Origin of the sequence: Pseudomonas sp. B21-054, from assembly GCF_026016345.1 — a bacterium.
Classification (GTDB): Bacteria; Pseudomonadota; Gammaproteobacteria; order Pseudomonadales; family Pseudomonadaceae; genus Aquipseudomonas.
Genome location: NZ_CP087204.1, coordinates 3,699,869 through 3,716,407, shown reverse-complemented (window position 1 = coordinate 3,716,407; position 16,539 = coordinate 3,699,869). Strand labels below are relative to the sequence as shown.

17 protein-coding genes are annotated in these 16,539 nt (G+C 61.5%); 10 read left to right on the top strand and 7 right to left on the bottom strand.

The features are described from left to right. The gene (locus LOY70_RS16130; RefSeq protein ID WP_265028419.1) at window positions 1-492 is read left to right on the top strand and encodes a DUF2269 family protein; all 492 of its coding nucleotides are present in this window, start codon (window positions 1-3) and stop codon (window positions 490-492) included. An 8-nt stretch (window positions 493-500) separates the two neighbouring features. Here LOY70_RS16130 and LOY70_RS16125 read toward each other — a convergent pair whose 3' ends face one another. The 4 genes from LOY70_RS16125 to LOY70_RS16110 all read right to left on the bottom strand — a co-directional run bounded on the left by LOY70_RS16125 (window position 501) and on the right by LOY70_RS16110 (window position 3,372). Next, window positions 501-953 carry a thiol-disulfide oxidoreductase DCC family protein gene (locus tag LOY70_RS16125; protein WP_265028418.1) on the bottom strand — a complete coding sequence of 151 codons (453 nt, stop codon included), beginning with the start codon at window positions 951-953 and terminating at the stop codon, window positions 501-503. 102 nt (window positions 954-1,055) lie between these two features. Next, entirely contained in the window at window positions 1,056-1,433 is a 378-nt protein-coding gene (locus LOY70_RS16120; protein ID WP_265038087.1) for a hypothetical protein, read from the bottom strand. Between the two features lie 41 nt (window positions 1,434-1,474). Further along, complete coding sequence (locus LOY70_RS16115; protein ID WP_265028417.1) at window positions 1,475-2,197, bottom strand: CPBP family intramembrane glutamic endopeptidase; 723 nt, start codon at window positions 2,195-2,197, stop codon at window positions 1,475-1,477. 125 nt (window positions 2,198-2,322) lie between these two features. Next, window positions 2,323-3,372 carry an SDR family oxidoreductase gene (locus LOY70_RS16110; protein ID WP_265028416.1) on the bottom strand — a complete coding sequence of 350 codons (1,050 nt, stop codon included), beginning with the start codon at window positions 3,370-3,372 and terminating at the stop codon, window positions 2,323-2,325. Window positions 3,373-3,492: 120 nt separating this feature from the next. Between LOY70_RS16110 and LOY70_RS16105 the strand changes: the two genes are divergently transcribed. Then, entirely contained in the window at window positions 3,493-4,407 is a 915-nt protein-coding gene (locus tag LOY70_RS16105; protein ID WP_265028415.1) for a LysR family transcriptional regulator, read from the top strand. An 89-nt stretch (window positions 4,408-4,496) separates the two neighbouring features. Here LOY70_RS16105 and LOY70_RS16100 read toward each other — a convergent pair whose 3' ends face one another. Continuing rightward, window positions 4,497-5,741 (bottom strand): acyl-CoA dehydrogenase family protein, encoded by a 1,245-nt coding sequence (locus LOY70_RS16100; protein WP_265028414.1) that lies wholly within the window; start codon window positions 5,739-5,741, stop codon window positions 4,497-4,499. 375 nt (window positions 5,742-6,116) lie between these two features. On the opposite strand from LOY70_RS16100, the gene msuE reads away from it, so the two are divergent. From msuE to LOY70_RS16060, 8 genes are all read left to right on the top strand, one after another. Then, entirely contained in the window at window positions 6,117-6,674 is a 558-nt protein-coding gene (msuE, locus tag LOY70_RS16095) for an FMN reductase (protein WP_265028413.1), read from the top strand. A gap of 38 nt (window positions 6,675-6,712) precedes the next feature. After that, on the top strand, window positions 6,713-7,810 hold the full coding sequence (gene sfnG, locus LOY70_RS16090; RefSeq protein WP_123346606.1) for a dimethylsulfone monooxygenase SfnG: 1,098 nt from the start codon (window positions 6,713-6,715) through the stop codon (window positions 7,808-7,810). 14 nt (window positions 7,811-7,824) lie between these two features. After that, window positions 7,825-8,979, top strand: coding sequence for an AMP-binding protein (locus LOY70_RS16085; RefSeq protein ID WP_265028412.1), 1,155 nt, complete (start codon window positions 7,825-7,827; stop codon window positions 8,977-8,979). A 13-nt stretch (window positions 8,980-8,992) separates the two neighbouring features. After that, on the top strand, window positions 8,993-9,775 hold the full coding sequence (locus LOY70_RS16080) for an ABC transporter ATP-binding protein (RefSeq protein ID WP_265028411.1): 783 nt from the start codon (window positions 8,993-8,995) through the stop codon (window positions 9,773-9,775). Between the two features lie 67 nt (window positions 9,776-9,842). Continuing rightward, a complete protein-coding gene (locus tag LOY70_RS16075; RefSeq protein WP_123346598.1) occupies window positions 9,843-10,724 on the top strand; it encodes a branched-chain amino acid ABC transporter permease in 882 nt (293 codons plus the stop codon). A gap of 12 nt (window positions 10,725-10,736) precedes the next feature. Further along, the gene (locus LOY70_RS16070) at window positions 10,737-11,804 is read left to right on the top strand and encodes a branched-chain amino acid ABC transporter permease (protein ID WP_265028410.1); all 1,068 of its coding nucleotides are present in this window, start codon (window positions 10,737-10,739) and stop codon (window positions 11,802-11,804) included. Between the two features lie 71 nt (window positions 11,805-11,875). Further along, window positions 11,876-13,201, top strand: coding sequence for an ABC transporter substrate-binding protein (locus tag LOY70_RS16065; protein ID WP_123346593.1), 1,326 nt, complete (start codon window positions 11,876-11,878; stop codon window positions 13,199-13,201). 57 nt (window positions 13,202-13,258) lie between these two features. Further along, window positions 13,259-14,020, top strand: a complete 762-nt coding sequence (locus LOY70_RS16060; protein ID WP_265028409.1) for an ABC transporter ATP-binding protein — start codon at window positions 13,259-13,261, stop codon at window positions 14,018-14,020. A gap of 175 nt (window positions 14,021-14,195) precedes the next feature. On the opposite strand, the gene LOY70_RS16055 is transcribed toward LOY70_RS16060, so the two are convergent. After that, a complete protein-coding gene (locus LOY70_RS16055) occupies window positions 14,196-15,299 on the bottom strand; it encodes a sigma-54 interaction domain-containing protein (RefSeq protein ID WP_265028408.1) in 1,104 nt (367 codons plus the stop codon). A 201-nt stretch (window positions 15,300-15,500) separates the two neighbouring features. Next, window positions 15,501-16,535, bottom strand: coding sequence for an HlyD family secretion protein (locus LOY70_RS16050; protein ID WP_265028407.1), 1,035 nt, complete (start codon window positions 16,533-16,535; stop codon window positions 15,501-15,503). Between the last annotated feature and the right edge of the window lie 4 nt (window positions 16,536-16,539).

The following is a 16,539-nucleotide window of genomic DNA, read 5'->3' as shown; positions in this document are numbered from 1 at the left end:
ATGCTCTATCTGTGCCTGAAGTACATCCATGTCATCGCCGCTGTTTTCCTGTTCGGATTCGGCATGGGCTCCTACCTCTACCTGATCGCCGCCAGTCGCACCGCCAACCCTCAGGTGATTGCGCACGTGGCCAGGGCGGTCGTGCAGTTCGACACCTGGATTACCACCCCGGCAGGTTTTATTCAGATTGCGACGGGCTACCTGCTGATAAGGCTCGCCGGACTTCCCCTGACCACGGAATGGGTGATGACGTCGTTGGTCATCTTCCTGTGCGTGGGTTCGCTTTGGCTGCCGGTCCTGGTGTTTCAGAAGCGCTTGTACGTGATGGCTTCCAGCGCAGTGGCGACTGGGAGGGGGCTCGATGATCAATACCGGGCGGTGTACAGGAAATGGTTCTGGTTGGGTGTTGTCGGTTTTTCGGGAATGTTCGTGATCGTGATGATCATGGTGACCAAGATGGCGCCGTGGCGGCTGGTTGGGCTATTGGGGTAGGAGGGCGATCAGAGGGGCGCCTTCAAAAAACGTCGTTCATGATCTGGGTCCGGCAGAAGACACGTGTCGTATTTTCCGAAGAGCCGATAGCGATTCAGCGCAATGCGGTCGTAGGCCCAATCCCGAAGCGCTCGGGGGAAAACGCGTAAAAGCTTCACCGGCAGCCAGCGGGAGGGCAACTGGGCGGCGACTTCGAAAAATGCATCCGAACGCACCCAGTAGTGCCGGTCGCGAATCACCGCCATGGTGTCGAATTGATCCAGGGGCAAGCCTGCCCAGGCCAGCAGCGCCTGTCCCTCGGGCGACTGTACGGCGGCCAACCGGACGCGTCGGTCGTGGTCATGGCGAATCAGGAACCTCGCCCAGCCGTTGCACAGTTTGCACACGCCGTCGAACAGGACCACCGTCTCGCCTGGCTTGAGTAATGGTGCGGGTGTGGGGCGGATTTGGGAGGCGGGCATAAACGCGAGTCCTGTGGGGGCTGTTGTTCGGGATGATACTCGCGAGCCGTTCCGATGGGCATCGAGGTTTGTATGAAAAGTCGCAGGGTGACGATCAGACGTCTACCGACCGACTAACGGGTAGTGCTTGATACGACACGCATAGCTGTTGCCATCGCCCTTGCACATACCATCCAGATACCGGTAATTGACCTGTGCCGACTGCCCCTTCTTGGGCCATTGCCGGCGTGGAAGTGTGGATTGGTAGTCAGGCGTTTCCGGAGTGAATGTGATCGTCGTGCCTGCCTTTGGGCATTCTACTGTGGGTGATGCAGGACTGACTTTTTCGATCCGTGCCTGTAACTGCGGATAGGGTTGTTTCAGTACATCCAGAATACGAAGCTCCATGCGGCAAATCTGCCACGTTGCCGCTTGGACTGGCGTGCACAGCATTGGGAGCGTCAACGCAAACAGCACGTAAGCCATTGCCCGGATCTTCATCATTGTCCTTGCCTGTAATAGTCAGCCGTGAATGGCCTCGATCAACTGTAAAGCCCCATCAGGCGAAAAGACCAGTCGCTGCTCAGCGCGACAATCTCAGCCAGCGAATGCAGCAATATCGGAACCAGCAGGCCGCCGCTGGCGATTCGCGCGACGGCGAACACCCACCCACACGCAAAGATCAGTACGACGGTTGTCCAGTTGCCGTATTGGATGTGCATGCCGGCGAAGATGGCCGACGTCGCGATGATCGCGATCCATTTCCAGGCAGGGCTGCTCTCGTAGGGAAACAGTCGCAGCAGGTAGTGGCGGAAAAACAACTCTTCGGCGATGGGTGGAAACAGAATCAACGAGGCAATCTTGATTGCGCCTTGCCAGCTGGTGAGACCTGTCAGGAGCTGGGCCATGAAGGCTTCTTGAGGCTGCCCGAGCACGAAGATGGCGACGCCGCAAAGCAGGTAGGACGCGATGATGGCGAGCGCGCCGACCTTCAGGAATTTAAGGGAGACGCCGCGAAACTGGCTGCCTGGATCAGCCCGGTATTGCCAGGCAAAAAGGGCGAGCAGCAGGAGCGCAGCGATACCCGCGGTGGAGGTGAACGACAGGTATGACTGCATCTCTGCGGGGAGGAAAAGGACGCTGGGTATGGCGGCCAGAAAAAACACGAGGGCGGCCAGCACGAACATCCCGACCCGGTGAAAGAACCGGTAACTCACGAAGGTTGGCGCGGGGGTGAATCCAGGGGCGGCACTTAGATTCGTCACAGTCACTCCATGAGTGCGAAGCGGAAAAAAAGCATGGTGCCAGTATTTTCAATCGCCCGATAGAACAGTCGTGCGCGTTTGCCGAGCCTATCCCTGCGCCTCCCAATTCTTTTGACGCCCTTGTGCTAGGTGCGTTTTCCTTGTGAGGCAAACGCCCTGTGGTTTTCAAACCAATCGTGATCGCGGTACCACGTCACGGTGTCGGTAATGGTGCGCTCCAGCGTTCGGAAACGCACACCCAGCTCCTGTTCACTTTTGCTGTGATTGAAATGGGTACGGCCTGCTTCTCGTACCAGCAGGCGCAAGGTAGCCATGCTCAGCAGAATGGGTTTGCGAGTCATGCGCGCATAGAGTTCTTGCACAGCCGCCAAGGTGTATAGAAGAGGCAGGGGCACTTGTCGAACGGGTGTCTTGACGCCGGCAATACGACCAAGGACGGGCACCAGCTCGCCCATGGTCATATGCCGGCCCGCCGCCAGGTAGCGTTCACCTCGGCGTCCATGATCGGCAGCGGCAATCTGCGCCACTGCTACATCGCGGGCATCGACCACGGAAAAACTGCCGGGGATCAGCCCGGGCAACTTGCCGTTCACCACATCGTTGACCAATTGTCCCGAGGACGTCGGGCCCATGTCGGCGGGGCCCCACATCCACCCAGGCAGGACCATGCAGGCATGCATTTCAGGATGTTCTTCCAGAAACGACAAGATGACTCGGTCGGCGAGGATTTTGCTGCGGTAGTAGTCATCGGCGTCGGCCTCGGCCCGCAAACAGGTTTCGTCGATGGACGTACCGGGCGCCCCGTCGAGCACGGCGATGGATGAGGTATGGATGAAGCGTCGGATGCCGGCGCGGAAAGCCTGGTGAATCAGCTCCCGCGTACCGATGACATTGATCTTTTCGAGCTTCTTCCAGTGGCTGCCACCCTTGTAGTTGTCGCGAAAGAACGCCGCGGTATGAAACACGGTATCGCAGCCTTGCAGGGCGCCTGCAAATGCCTCGACATTGGCCATGTCCCCGACGACCAGTTCTACACGCGGCAGGTTGCTGAACTGCAGTTCACCTTTGGCCCTTGATCGGACCAGGGCTTTGACCGCGTAGCCCCGAGCGATCAATTCCCGCACCAGGTTGTTGCCCAGCAAGCCCGTGGCACCCGTGACGAAGACGCTGTACATGGTTCAAACCCTTCCTGTTGTTTCGAGGGCGTGTAGATATACCGACCAGGCTCCTCGCGAAAAACAGCGCCTACTGCATAATGGCTTTGCATATATGCAAACCAAGGGAAGGGATGACGCATGGCGTTGCAAGCAAACTGGGATGATCTTCGTCTGCTGTTGGCGGTGTCGCGGCGTGGCAGTTTTCTTCAGGCTGGGCAGTTGCTGGGTATAGCGCCGTCCACGGTGTCCCGTCGTTTGACCCAACTTGAGCGGGCCCTGGGCGAGTCACTCGTGGAGCGGGGCGTTGAAGGGTGCCGGTTGACCCCTCGCGGCCAATCGTTGCAGGAGGTTGCCCTGGCTGCGGAGGCGGGCTTGAGGCGCCAAGCCGTTACAAGCATGTCCCAGCCGCATACGGAGCTATCGGGCAATGTCATGGTCAGCGCCGGAGAGGGGTTTTCTTCCAGTGTGCTGGAGGCTGCCAGTCGCTTCACCTCGCTGCACCCGCAGTGCTCAGTGGAGTTGCTGGCAACGGCTGACTTTCACAAGATCGTCCGCGGGGCGGCAGACATTGCGGTACGCACAGCCCATCTGGGCGAACCGTCGCTGATTTATCGGCTCATCGGCAGGCTCGCCTACGGTGTCTTCGCCGCTGCCAGTTACCTGGAGCGGTTCCCCGGCATGACGCTGGCCAGTGCGGGCAACATTGCCCTGCTTCCGCCGTTGGACATGTTGCCGCAAATGCGTGCGGCAAAAGCCGCGGGCCTGGAGCGGGCGCAGATCAGCGTGAACTCTTTCACCGTACAGCTTGAATCGGTGCGGCGCGGCATGGGCGTGGGCGTGTTGCCGCGTATTTTGGCGAAGGACCTGGTCGAGGTGTTCCCGCAGATCGAACTTCCAGACATGGAGGTTTATCTGGTGACCCGGCCGCAGGCATTGAAACAGGCCCACATCAAATGTTTTTTTGCCATGCTGGAGCGAGTGCTGATCGAAGCCGCGACCCCGGAGGGAAGCGAAGGATGCTCTTTGGGCGAACGCCCCGGGCTGCGCGCCTGAGGCGACCTGAAGGTTGGGCGGGACCCCGTTAAAGATCCCACCCTGACTGATCAGCAGGTGCCCAGCTCATGCACCTCGCGGATCCGCACTCAGCCTTGCTTTGACCCTCCACCAATCTGCCAGACATACGGCGGCTCGGTGCCATTGATTTCCCAGTCGCCAATGATGCGCTCCTTGTAGATCAGCGGGTTGTGCGAGGCGGCGGTGCGGGCGTTGCGCCAGTGGCGGTCGAGGGCCTTGCTGGTGCTGGTGGCGGACGCGCCAAGGGCGTTGAACAGATCGCTGGTGGCGCGCAGCACCAGGTCGGAGATCACCACCTGGGCCTGGGCGGACTCCAGTTCGGCGGCGATGTTGGCGGTGTGCTCGGTCTCGGAGTTACGGCCGAAGCGGCTTTCGTAGGCCCGTTGCGACGCGCCCGCCGCACGCAGGGCGGTGGCTTCGGCGGCGTAGACCTGGGCCGAGGCCTTGCCGACCACTTGTTGCACTTGGACGTCCTGGCTCACTTGGCTGGCGTTGCCGGTGCTGAAGATCCGCGTGCGTTTGTTCACCTGCTCGGTGATGTCGCGCACGGCCGCGCGGCCGGAGCCGGTCAGCACGGCCAGCAGGACCAGTTGATAGAACGCTGTCTGGTACTTGAAGCGGGTGGCGAAGTCGATGAGGTTTTCTGCTTCGACCACGGCATTCTCGAACACTGACGTCCCGCTGCCCGTGGTGCGTTGGCCGAAGCCGTCCCAATCGTCGCTTTGCTTGACCCCCGGCTGATGGACATGGACTGCGGCGATCACGTCGGTGCCGTTGTCGTCACGCTGGGCATAGAGGTCGATCCAGTCGGCGAAGATACTGCCGGTGCTGTAGTACTTGGTGCCGTTGACGACCCATCGATCGCCCTGGCGGGAAACCCGGGTGCCGACTTCGCCGATTTTCACGGTGCCGATTTCCGTCCAGGCATTGCCCACCAGATCACCTTCGACGAAGCGCTTGAACCAGGTGTCCTGCGCGCTTGTGGCATGGGCGTTGAGGCGATCCTCGACAAAGGCAAAGTGTCCACGCAGGGCCTGGGGCAGGTTGGAGTCGGCTTCGGCCAGCTCGATCAGCAATCGCAGCAGCTGCGGCAACGAAGCCCCGGCACCGCCGAATTCGACTGGCACGCGCACGGCGCCAAAGCCGGCTTCCTTTAGCCATTTCACTTGTTCGAAGGGCAGGCTGCGGGTCTGCTCACGCTCCAGCGCACCGGCCTGGATGCGCGCAAAGATCGGCCGAAACCGTTCGGCCAGGGCCTCGTAGTCGGTGCCGGTGGACAGGATCGGCGGCAGGTGTTGTTGCTGTGCGGTCATGGCGGTGTTCCTTTTGATGACGAGAGGGCGGGCAGGGCAAAGACCTGCCGTTGCCGGGAGCCATTGCACGGTCCATGCCTGCCACCGAAGGCCCGTAAAACCTGGGTGTGCGCAGTACACATCAACGAACGGACTGTCGGTCTGCGGACAATCTGTTGCGTGGCTGTGTGCTGGGCAACAGTCGCTGGCAGGGGCAACGACGCTCTTAGGTGTTGGCCAGGCAACAGCGGACCAACAGCGTGTCTGTCGGGCGACAGCTCGGAAACAGTCTGTGTTTTTAACTTATTGATTATTAAGGGAATATCAAGATGGCACGGTTGCTGCTCTAGCCCTTGTACAGACGCTGAGACGGCGTCTACCGGCATGAGGTAAGTGATGAGCAAGCAATTCAACGTGGTGGCGGTGTCCGGCAGCGTGCAGCAACCCTCGCGCACCCTGGTCCTGCTCAATGCACTGGTGGAAAGGCTCGGGCAGCAACTGCCGATCGAGGTGCGCTTGATCGAACTGGCCAGGATCGGTCCGCAGTTCGCCGGCGTGCTGCGCCGCGAAGCGTTGCCTGCCGCCGTGCAAGAGGACCTGCGCGCCATTGAAAGCGCTGATCTGCTGATTGCGGCGAGCCCGGTCTATCGGGCGTCGTACACCGGCCTGTTCAAGCACCTATTTGATTTCGTCCATCACGAAGCCCTGAAAAACGTACCGGTGCTGCTGGCCGCGACAGGGGGCTCGGATCGCCATGCGTTGATCATCGACCACCAGTTGCGGCCGCTGTTCGGGTTCTTCCAGGCCCTCAGCCTGCCGGTGGGGGTCTATGCCTCAGAGGCCGATTTCACTCACTACCAGGTTTCCAGCGCCCAGGTGCTGGAACGCATCGAACGCGCTGTCGAGTCAGCGCTGCTGAGCCTTGCCCCGGATGCTCGGCGCAGCGCCGCTTGATCAATTAATTCATTTCAACGAGCCGTGGAGTACATGCAATGAGCCAGGACACGATCAAATTTGCTTACTGGGTGCCCAATGTCAGCGGAGGGCTGGTGGTCAGCAAGATCGAACAGCGCACCGATTGGGGAATCGACTACAACCGCAAGCTTGCGCAGATCGCCGAGGCGGCGGGCTTCGACTATGCCTTGTCCCAGGTGCGTTTTACCGCCGGTTACGGTGCCGAATACCAGCACGAGTCCGTGGCCTTCAGTCACGCCTTGCTGGCCGCCACCACACGCTTGAAAGTCATCGCGGCGGTGCTGCCGGGGCCGTGGACGCCTGCGGTGCTGGCCAAGCAGATCGCGACCATCGATCAGCTGACCGGCGGCCGGGTGGCGGTCAACGTGGTGTCGGGCTGGTTCAAGGGCGAGTTCACCGCCATTGGTGAACCGTGGCTGGAGCACGATGAGCGCTATCGCCGTTCCGAAGAATTCATCACGGCGCTCAAGGGCATCTGGACCACCGACAACTTCACCTTTCGCGGGGACTTCTACCGCTTCCATGACTACACCCTCAAGCCCAAGCCGTTGCAGCAGCACCCGGAAATCTTCCAGGGCGGCAGCTCCCGTGCCGCGCGGGACATGGCCGCCCGTGTTTCCGACTGGTATTTCACCAACGGCAATACGGTCGAAGGCATCAAGGCCCAGGTCGACGATATCCAGGCGAAAGCTGCCGCCAACAACCACAAGGTCAAGGTCGGGGTGAACGCGTTCGTCATCGCCCGCGACACCGAGGAAGAGGCGCGTGCGGTGCTGGCCCAGATCATCGACCAGGCCGATCCCGAAGCGGTCAATGCCTTCGGCGACGCGGCGAAACAGGCGGGCAAGTCCAGCCCGGAAGGCGAGGGCAACTGGGCCAAATCCAGCTTCGAGGACCTGGTGCAGTACAACGACGGCTTCAAGACCAACCTGATCGGTACGCCGCAGCAGATCGCCGAGCGCATCGTCGCGCTCAAGGCCGTGGGCGTCGACCTGGTGCTTGCCGGTTTCCTGCACTTCCAGGAGGAAGTCGAATATTTCGGCCGCAAGGTCCTGCCGCTGGTGCGTGAACTGGAGCAACGCAAAGTGGCGGCCAGAACGGCAGCCGTCGCTTAAGGGCGGGAGGGATCATGGGCACGCTCATCGACACATCGCACGAGATTGCGTCCAGTCTGCCCCAGTGGCTGCAGCAGCAGGCGCACTGGCATGGCACGGACGTCGCCCTGCGCCATAAGCACCTGGGTATCTGGCAGGCGCGAAACTGGCGGCAACTGGCCGACGAGGTGCACAGCCTGGCGAACGCCTTGCAGTCCCTTGGCTTTTCGGTGGGCGCGACCCTGACGATCATCAGCCGTCCGCGGCCGCAGGCGCTGCTGGCTGCGTTGGCTGCGCAGTGGCTGGGGGGCGTGGCGAGTCTGCTCGATCCGTTGGAAGCGTCGACCACACCACTGCTCGGTGAGTTGCAGCCGGATTTCGTACTGGCCGAAGGACAAGCGGAGCTCCTCCGTTTGCGCGATGCCCAGGTCATCCCGCGCGTGCTGATTTATGTCGACGGGCGTGGCCTGTCCGATTCACTACCCTTCGATCAAGTGCTCGATTACTCGGCATTGGTTGTCCAACCGCCGCCTGCCGAACTGGCGCCGCAAGCGCGATCGCTCCATACGGCGTTTGTCTTCTACCGCCGTGGCCCCCTGGCCATCGAGCAGCAACGCATCAGCCATGCCGAACTGTTGCAGGAAGGTCGGCGGTTGGTCCAGCGCGAAGGGCTGGGCCGGCAGGAAGAAGCACTGGCAGCCCGGGCTTTCGCCTCTGGCGGCCAGGCCCGCTACTTGTTGGCGCCTTGGCTGATAGCCGGTTTTCGCCTGAATTTTCCAGAGAACCTGGCCACCCGCGATCGCGACCGACGTGAGTTGGGCCCAACGCTGGTGGCGGGCACGCGGGAAACCTATGCGCGTTTACACGGGTATGCGCTGGAACGTCTGCCGGCGCCGGGCAGTCGCCAGCGCAAACTGGTGGATTGGGCCTTGGCAACGCATCCGAGCCTGTTGCAACGGTATCTGGGCCACTGGCTGGTTCGACGACCGTTGTGTGACGTCCTGGGATTTTCTCGCACTCGCGTGCCGCTGCTGGTGGGTGAACCATTGCCGCCCGACACCCAGGCATTTTTCGAGGCCTTGGGGATCAAGGTCCGCCATTGGCGCGATTCGACCCAGTGGGATGCGCCCACGATGACCACGAAAATAACCACCGATGACTGGCTCGAACGCCATTCGCAATTGGCCTGAGAGGAGGCGACCCATGACACAGACGGCCGCCACGCACTTGCTGGAGCTGGAGCATATTTCACTGTCGTTCAAAGGCGTCAAGGCGGTCACCGACATCAGCTTTCGTGTTGCCGCGGGTGAGATCTGCGCCTTGATCGGTCCCAACGGTGCCGGCAAGAGTTCGTTGTTGAATGTCATCAGCGGCGTGTACCACGCCCAGGACGGGCGCATACGGTTTGACCGGCAAGAGCGGCGCAGGATGCGTGCCCACGATGTGGCGGTGCGTGGCATCGCCCGCACGTTCCAGAACATCGCGCTGTTCAAGGGCATGAGCGTGCTCGACAACGTACTCACCGGACGCAGCCTCAAGCGCCGCAGCACCTGGGTTGAACAGGCCCTGCGAATCGGTCGCGCCCGGGCCGAGGATGATCTCCAGCGCGAAGCGGCGGAGCGGGTCATCGCGTTCCTGCACTTGCAGCCCTGGCGCGACGTGCTGGTCGGCCAATTGCCCTATGGCTTGCAGAAACGGGTGGAACTGGCCCGGGCGCTGGCGGCGGAGCCTCGGCTGTTGCTGCTGGACGAACCCATGGCCGGGATGAATGCCGAGGAGAAGCAGCAGATGAGCCGCTTCATCGTCGACATCAATCGGGAGCTGGGCACTACCGTGGTGTTGATCGAGCACGATATCGGCGTGGTCATGGGCATCAGCGATCACGTGGTGGTGCTCGATTACGGTCGCAAGATCGGCGATGGCTCGCCCGAAGAGGTACGGCAGAACCCCGAGGTCATTTCGGCTTACCTGGGCACTCGCCACTGACATTGATTATCCGGCGCTTTCCCGTCAGGGAGGGCAGGCAAGTTGCGCCCGTAAAACAGGAACAGGCATGGAATTTTTCTTTGAAGTATTGATTGGCGGGCTGTTGGCGGGGGTGATGTACGCCTTGGTGGCCATCGGGTTTGTGCTGATCTACAAAGCCTCCGGTGTGTTCAATTTCGCCCAGGGGGCGATGGTGCTGTTTTCGGCGCTGACCTTCGTCAGCCTGCTGGAGCGCGGTGTGCCGTTCTGGCTGGCGTTCCTCATCAGCCTGGCGGCGATGCTGCTGATCGCTGTGGCGGTGGAACGGGTGGTGTTGCGCCCGTTGGTCAACCGCTCGCCCATTACCCTGTTCATGGCCACCCTCGGACTCTCCTACGTCATCGAAGGCTTCGCCCAGGCACTGTGGGGCGCCCAGGTGCACGGCCTGGAACTGGGCATCAGCGATGAACCGCTGGAACTGGGCGGGATGTTGTTGTCGCAGTTCGACATTTTTGCCGCGCTGACGGCGGCCGGGTTGGTGTTGCTGTTGTCCTGGCTGTTCAACAAGACCCGGCTGGGGCTGGCGTTGCGGGCGGTGGCCGACGATCCACTGGCGGCGTTGGCCGTGGGCATTCGCTTGCAGCGGGTCTGGGTGGTGGTGTGGGCGGTGGCGGGGTTTGTCGGGCTGGTTGCCGGCCTGCTCTGGGGCGCTCGCCTGGGCGTGCAGTTCTCGCTCTCGTTGGTGGTGCTCAAGGCCTTGCCGGTGCTGATCATTGGCGGCTTTACCTCCATCAGCGGGGCGATTGTCGGCGGGCTGATCATCGGCGCCTCGGAAAAGCTGGCGGAGGTGTACCTCGGGCCCTTCATCGGCAGCGGCATCGAGAACTGGTTTCCCTACGTGCTGGCGCTGCTGTTCCTGCTGGTGCGTCCGGCGGGGTTGTTTGGCGAACGGGCCATCGAGCGAGTCTAGGGGAGGTGCATCATGTTGTATCGAGAAGCAGGCCAGTTCAGCACACGCTATACCCAGGACCGCCGGGTCTTCGCCCTGCGCCAGGACCGTCAGGGGCTTGTCGCCTTGTTGCTGTTTGCCTTCGTCGCGGTGCCTTGGCTGGGTAACGACTACTGGTTCAGTGCGATCCTGATTCCCTTTTTAGTGCTGTCCCTGGCCGGGTTGGGGCTCAACCTGCTGACTGGTTATGCCGGGCAGTTGTCCCTCGGTTCCGCGGCGTTCATGGCGGTCGGGGCCTTTGCCACCTACAACCTCGAAGTGCGTGTCGCGGCCTTGCCATTGTTGCTCAGCATTGCGCTGGGCGGGCTGACGGCGGCCCTGGTGGCGGTGCTGTTCGGTCTGCCGAGCCTGCGTATCAAGGGCTTCTACCTGCTGGTCTCGACCCTGGCGGCGCAGTTCTTCGTGACCTGGGCGTTGACCCGCTTCAGCTGGTTTTCCAACAACAGCGCCTCGGGCGTGATCAGCGCGCCGCGCCTGGAGGTCTTCGGGGTGAGCCTGGACGCGCCCGTCGGTCGCTATCTGTTAACCCTGACGGTGGTCGTGGCGCTGTTCTGGCTGGGCAAGAACCTGGTGCGCAGCGAGTTGGGGCGCAACTGGATGGCGGTGCGCGACATGGACACCGCCGCCGCGATCATTGGCATTCCCTTGGCGAAGACCAAGTTGCTGGCGTTCGCCATCAGTGGGTTTTTCCTCGGGGTGGCCGGCGCCCTGTGGGCCTTCGCTTACCTGGGCACCGTGGAGCCCCATGGTTTCGATCTCAACCGGTCGTTCCAGATCCTGTTCATCATCATTATCGGGGGCCTCGGCAGCCTGCTGGGCAACTTCCTCGGGGCGGCCTTCATCGTCCTGTTTCCTGTCTTGCTCTCCAACCTGGTGTCGCTGCTGCCCGGCGGGCTGGTCGATGCCGGCCAGGTGGAGAACCTGCAGAAGATGATATTCGGCGCCCTGATCATTGTGTTTCTGATCAAGGAACCAGAGGGCCTTGCGCGCCTCTGGCAGACATTTCGCGAGCGTGCACGGCTGTGGCCGCTGCGCTACTGAGCGAACCGCACCACGCAGGTTTCACTTCCATTCTGTTGGCTTATCACTGGCTTCATTACAAGGAAAATCCGATGTTCAAACGATCAATCGCCAGCAGCCTGGCGTTAGTGTTCAGTCTCACCGCCGCCGCCTTCACGGTCCAGGCGGACAACGAACAATACTTCCCGTTGCAAAGCTATCGCGTCGGTCCTTATGCGGCCGGTGGGACCGGTTTTTTCGGCGGTTTCATCGACTACCTCAAGTACGTCAACGCCAACGGCGGGGTGAACGGCGTCAAGCTGACCTGGAGCGAATGTGAAACCGAGTACGTGGTGGAAAAAGGTGTCGAGTGCTACGAGCGCCTGAAGAAGGGCTTGAACGGCGCACCGGCGGCGGCCACCAACCCACTGTCGGTGGGCATCGCCTACGCCACGCTGGAGCGTTCGACCGCCGACAAACTGCCGCTGATCACCATCAACCACGGGCGTACGGATTCCACCGACGGCAGCGTGTTTCCCTACGTCTTCCCGTTGCAGCTGAACCCCTATTCCGAAGTGTCGGCGATCATTAACTACATCGGCCAGCGAGCCGGCGGGCTGGACAAACTCAAGGGCTTGAAGATCGTCACCCTGTATCACGGCTCACCCTATGGCAAGGAAACCAATGAGGTGTTGCAGACCCTGGCGGACAAGTACGGCTTTGCGCTGACCCTGCTGGAGGTCCCGCATCCGGGCAACGAGCAGCAGTCGCAATGGCTGAATATCCGCCGGGAAAAACCCGACTGGGTGATCTTGCGCGGTTGGGGCGTGATGAACCCGGTGGCGTTGAAAACCGCACAGAAGGTCGGCTTCCCGGCTGACCACATCATCGGCAATATCTGGAGTAACTCCGAGGATGACGCCGCGCCGGCCGGTGCCGCGGCCAAGGGCTTCATCGCCATCACCACGCACCCGTCGGGCACCGATTTCCCGGTGTTGCAGGGCATCAAGCAGCAAGTGGTCGATGCCGGCCATGGCGACCTGGCCGACCCCAAGCGTTTCGGCACCGTGTACTACAACCTCGGCGTGGTCAACGGCATCCTCAACGTCGAAGCTGTGCGCATTGCCCAGCAGAAGTTCGGCAAGCAGCCGCTGACCGGTGAGCAGGTGCGCTGGGGCTTCGAGCACCTCAAGCTCGACGACGCCCGACTCAAGGAATTGGGGGCGTTGGGATTGGTGCAGCCGTTGCAGTTGTCCTGCTCGGACCATGAAGGCGGTGGCGCGGTGCGCTTCCAGCAATGGGACGGTACTCAGTGGAAGTTGATCAGTGACTGGGTCCAGGCCGACCGCGCTTTGTTGCGGCCGATCATCGAAGCTTCTTCGCATCAGTACGCCCGGGAAAAAGGCATTACCCCGCGCGATTGCAGCAAGGAATCCTGAGGCAGCGCGGCGACCCGGGCGCTTGCGTCCGGTCGCTACCCGAAGAGGCGAAACCGCATGACGACGAACGTACCGATCCTGCAGATCGACGATATTGAAGTCCTCTACGAACAGACCATCCTGGCCGTGCGCAGCGTGTCGCTGAGCGTCGCCAAAGGGCAGGTCGTGGTGCTGCTGGGCGCCAATGGCGCGGGTAAAAGCACCACCCTGAAGGCGGTCTCCAACCTGGTGCGCGCCGAACGGGGCGAGGTGGTGCGGGGGCGAATTGTCTATCAGGGGCAGGAGGTGACCCACAGCGCCCCTCACACCTTGGCGGCCAATGGCCTGGTGCAAGTGTTGGAAGGTCGGCATTGCTTTGCCCAGTTGAGCGTGGAGGAAAACCTCCTGGCGGGCGCGCTGGCGCGGCGGGTTCCGCGACGCCAGCTCCTGGTCAGCCTGGAGCGGGTGTACGCGCATTTTCCGCGCCTGAAATTGCGCCGCAAAAGCCTGGCCGGCTACACCTCGGGCGGTGAGCAACAGATGATCGCGATAGGCCGTGCGCTGATGGCCGAACCGCAACTGGTCTTGCTGGACGAACCGTCGATGGGGTTGGCGCCGCAGATCGTCGAGGAAATCTTTGAAATCATCCGCCAGCTCAATCAACGCGATGGCGTCAGTTTTCTGATCGCCGAACAGAACATCAACACCGCGCTGCGGTACGCCCACCATGGCTACGTGTTGGAAAGCGGCCGTGTGGTCAGTGAAGGCAGCGCCGAGCAGCTGGCAGCCCGCAGCGATCTCCAGGATTTTTACCTGGGTGCGCGAACAGCGGCGCTGTGAGCACCGCTGAACCTGTGGCGAAGGGATTTATCCCCGTTGGGCGCGCAGCGACCCCAAGCAGGTTGAACGCAGTCGGCCTGATACATCGGGGACAGGTCTTGGGGCTGCTGCACAGCCCAACGGGGATAAATCCCCTCGCCACAAAAAGGAGACACACCTGGCTCCTGTGGCGAACTCAGGTTGAAAGATTGATGACCTGGCCGTCCCGCGTACTGAGCGTCGGACGGCGTTTGTTGACCACCAGCTCGCCGATCCTGATCAGCAACGTGCGGGTGACGTTGCGACTCAGGCCCAACAGGCTGGCGGTGTGGACCTGATTGCAATTGGCATATCGGTAGGCGGTGCGTAACAACTCGGCCTCGACCTTTTCATACAAGTCGCCATGCTCTTGCTCGAGCAGTTTCTCGAAGGCTTTTTGCAAGAGCGCTTCTGCGGTTTCAGGGGCAGATGGCGGCAGGTTGTCCTGACGCTCGATACGAAAGTTCGACAGGTGCAGGTCCTGTTCGCCGATCACTTTGCTGCGGCAGATCAACAGCGTGTGATGGATGACGTTTTCCAGCTCGCGGATATTCCCCGGCCAGGAATAGTCGAGCAATTTGCGCTGCGCCTGGGCATCCAGCGAGACCTCGCCGTGACCCAGACGACGGCTGTACTCGGCAATGAAATGGCGTATCAACGGCAGGATGTCGCCGGGTCGTTCGCGCAGCGGCTTGAGCACCAGGCTGACCACATTGAGGCGGTAATACAGATCCTCGCGAAAGTGCCCGGCATTGATGGCTTTTTCCAACTGCACGTTGGTGGCCGCCAGTACCCGCACATTGATCTTGATGCTCTTGCGCGAGCCCAGGCGGACCACCTCGCGTTCCTGGAGCACTCGCAGCAGCTTGACCTGGATCGGCAGCGGCAAGTCGCCAATTTCATCGAGAAACAGCGTACCGCCGTCGGCCTCTTCGAACCAACCGGCCTTGGCCGTCAACGCACCGGTAAAGGCGCCTTTCTCGTGGCCGAACAGTTCGGCCTCCACCAGCGTCTCGGAAAACGCCCCGCAGTTGACCGCCACGAACGGCCTGTCACGCCGGGCGCTGAGGTTGTGCACATGGCGCGCCACCAGCTCTTTGCCGGTACCGGTCTGGCCGATGATCAACACACTGGCATCACTGGGTGCCACCTGTTGCAGATGAGCCAGCAAGGCGCGGGAAGTAGGGTCTTCAAAGACCTGGGCGGTGGCACGAATCGAGGTGGCCAGGCCGGGAGAGGGAGGAAGCGTTAGAAGCTGCATGACGGTGGCCCGTTTAATGAGATTGCATTGGCTGAAAGTGAGGCGTCTGCCAACGCATCCTTGCTGGCGTGCACCGCACGAGCCATTCGGCTTAAGACTTAATCTAAATGATATAAAAAATGCACAATAAATAACTTTTAGTTATTTGCTTAAGTCCTCAAGTCGCAGCGAGCATCATTTCCCGAAGGCAATGGCCGGCCGTTATTGATCAATGCGGATATGCGGTGTGACGGACATGCCTACCCGTAACCTCGTCGCTGCGGGCTGGTCGGGATCGATGCGAATGCGCACAGGCAAGCGTTGGACGATTTTTGTGAAGTTGCCCGTGGCGTTGTGCGGCGCGATGGCGGAGTAACTGGCGCCGCTGGCCGGCCCCAGGCTTTGCACCGTTCCTTCCAGCGCCTGGCCCGGCAAGGCATCGACCTCGATCTTCACGGACTGGCCCGTTTCTACCCGTGCCAATTGCGTCTCACGGAAGTTGGCGGTGATGTAGACAGCGTCGAGGGGGACAATCGCCAGCAACGGTTCCCCGGTATGGACGAAAGCCCCGATGCGCACTGATTTCTGCCCGATCATGCCGTCGATCGGTGCCGTGATGCGGGTATAGGAAAGCTGCAGTTCCGCGATGGCTTGGGCGGCCTGCGCGTGAGCGAGGGCCGCCGTGGCTTTCTCCAGGTCGGCCTTGAGCACATCCACTTGTTGCCGGGCCGCCTGTAGGCCCGCCTGGCTCTTATCCCGGCTGGCCGATTGAATGCTCAGCTGCGCTTCGGCCTGTTGCCGTGCTTGTACGGTCCCCGACCCGTCGACGGCCAGGTTGCGATAACGCGCAAGGTTGACGCTGGCCAACTTGAGTGCCGCCTCATCGGCGGTCACCGCGGCCTGTGCCTGCCGTATCGCGGTCTGCTGTTGGATCAGGTGCGCTTGCAGGCTGGCGATGCCGGCACGGGCACTGGCGACCTGGGCTTTCGCCGCGTTCACGGCCGCAGCGAAATCACGGTCGTCGATGGTCGCGAGCAGGTCTCCTTTCTTCACCCGTTGATTGTCCTCGATCAAGACCGTCTCGACCGTGCCTGGCACCTGCGGCGCCACGGTCGTGAAGTCGGCGTGAACATAGGCGTCGTCCGTCGACTGTATCGATGCGCTGGACTCGGGGCGATTGAGATACAGAACCATGCCGATGGCCACTGTGAACAGCAGCGCTGTACTGATGATCTGGGCTTTCTTTGGTAGTGCCATGATG

What these genes read in the sequence shown, in the direction of transcription:
- LOY70_RS16130 (WP_265028419.1), top strand. Translation starts at nt 1, where the DNA reads ATGCTCTATCTGTGCCTGAAGTACATCCATGTCATCGCCGCTGTTTTC.
- LOY70_RS16125 (WP_265028418.1), bottom strand. Translation starts at nt 953, where the DNA reads ATGCCCGCCTCCCAAATCCGCCCCACACCCGCACCATTACTCAAGCCA.
- LOY70_RS16120 (WP_265038087.1), bottom strand. Translation starts at nt 1,433, where the DNA reads ATGAAGATCCGGGCAATGGCTTACGTGCTGTTTGCGTTGACGCTCCCA.
- LOY70_RS16110 (WP_265028416.1), bottom strand. Translation starts at nt 3,372, where the DNA reads ATGTACAGCGTCTTCGTCACGGGTGCCACGGGCTTGCTGGGCAACAAC.
- LOY70_RS16105 (WP_265028415.1), top strand. Translation starts at nt 3,493, where the DNA reads ATGGCGTTGCAAGCAAACTGGGATGATCTTCGTCTGCTGTTGGCGGTG.
- LOY70_RS16100 (WP_265028414.1), bottom strand. Translation starts at nt 5,741, where the DNA reads ATGACCGCACAGCAACAACACCTGCCGCCGATCCTGTCCACCGGCACC.
- msuE (WP_265028413.1), top strand. Translation starts at nt 6,117, where the DNA reads ATGAGCAAGCAATTCAACGTGGTGGCGGTGTCCGGCAGCGTGCAGCAA.
- sfnG (WP_123346606.1), top strand. Translation starts at nt 6,713, where the DNA reads ATGAGCCAGGACACGATCAAATTTGCTTACTGGGTGCCCAATGTCAGC.
- LOY70_RS16085 (WP_265028412.1), top strand. Translation starts at nt 7,825, where the DNA reads ATGGGCACGCTCATCGACACATCGCACGAGATTGCGTCCAGTCTGCCC.
- LOY70_RS16080 (WP_265028411.1), top strand. Translation starts at nt 8,993, where the DNA reads ATGACACAGACGGCCGCCACGCACTTGCTGGAGCTGGAGCATATTTCA.
- LOY70_RS16075 (WP_123346598.1), top strand. Translation starts at nt 9,843, where the DNA reads ATGGAATTTTTCTTTGAAGTATTGATTGGCGGGCTGTTGGCGGGGGTG.
- LOY70_RS16070 (WP_265028410.1), top strand. Translation starts at nt 10,737, where the DNA reads ATGTTGTATCGAGAAGCAGGCCAGTTCAGCACACGCTATACCCAGGAC.
- LOY70_RS16065 (WP_123346593.1), top strand. Translation starts at nt 11,876, where the DNA reads ATGTTCAAACGATCAATCGCCAGCAGCCTGGCGTTAGTGTTCAGTCTC.
- LOY70_RS16060 (WP_265028409.1), top strand. Translation starts at nt 13,259, where the DNA reads ATGACGACGAACGTACCGATCCTGCAGATCGACGATATTGAAGTCCTC.
- LOY70_RS16055 (WP_265028408.1), bottom strand. Translation starts at nt 15,299, where the DNA reads ATGCAGCTTCTAACGCTTCCTCCCTCTCCCGGCCTGGCCACCTCGATT.
- LOY70_RS16050 (WP_265028407.1), bottom strand. Translation starts at nt 16,535, where the DNA reads ATGGCACTACCAAAGAAAGCCCAGATCATCAGTACAGCGCTGCTGTTC.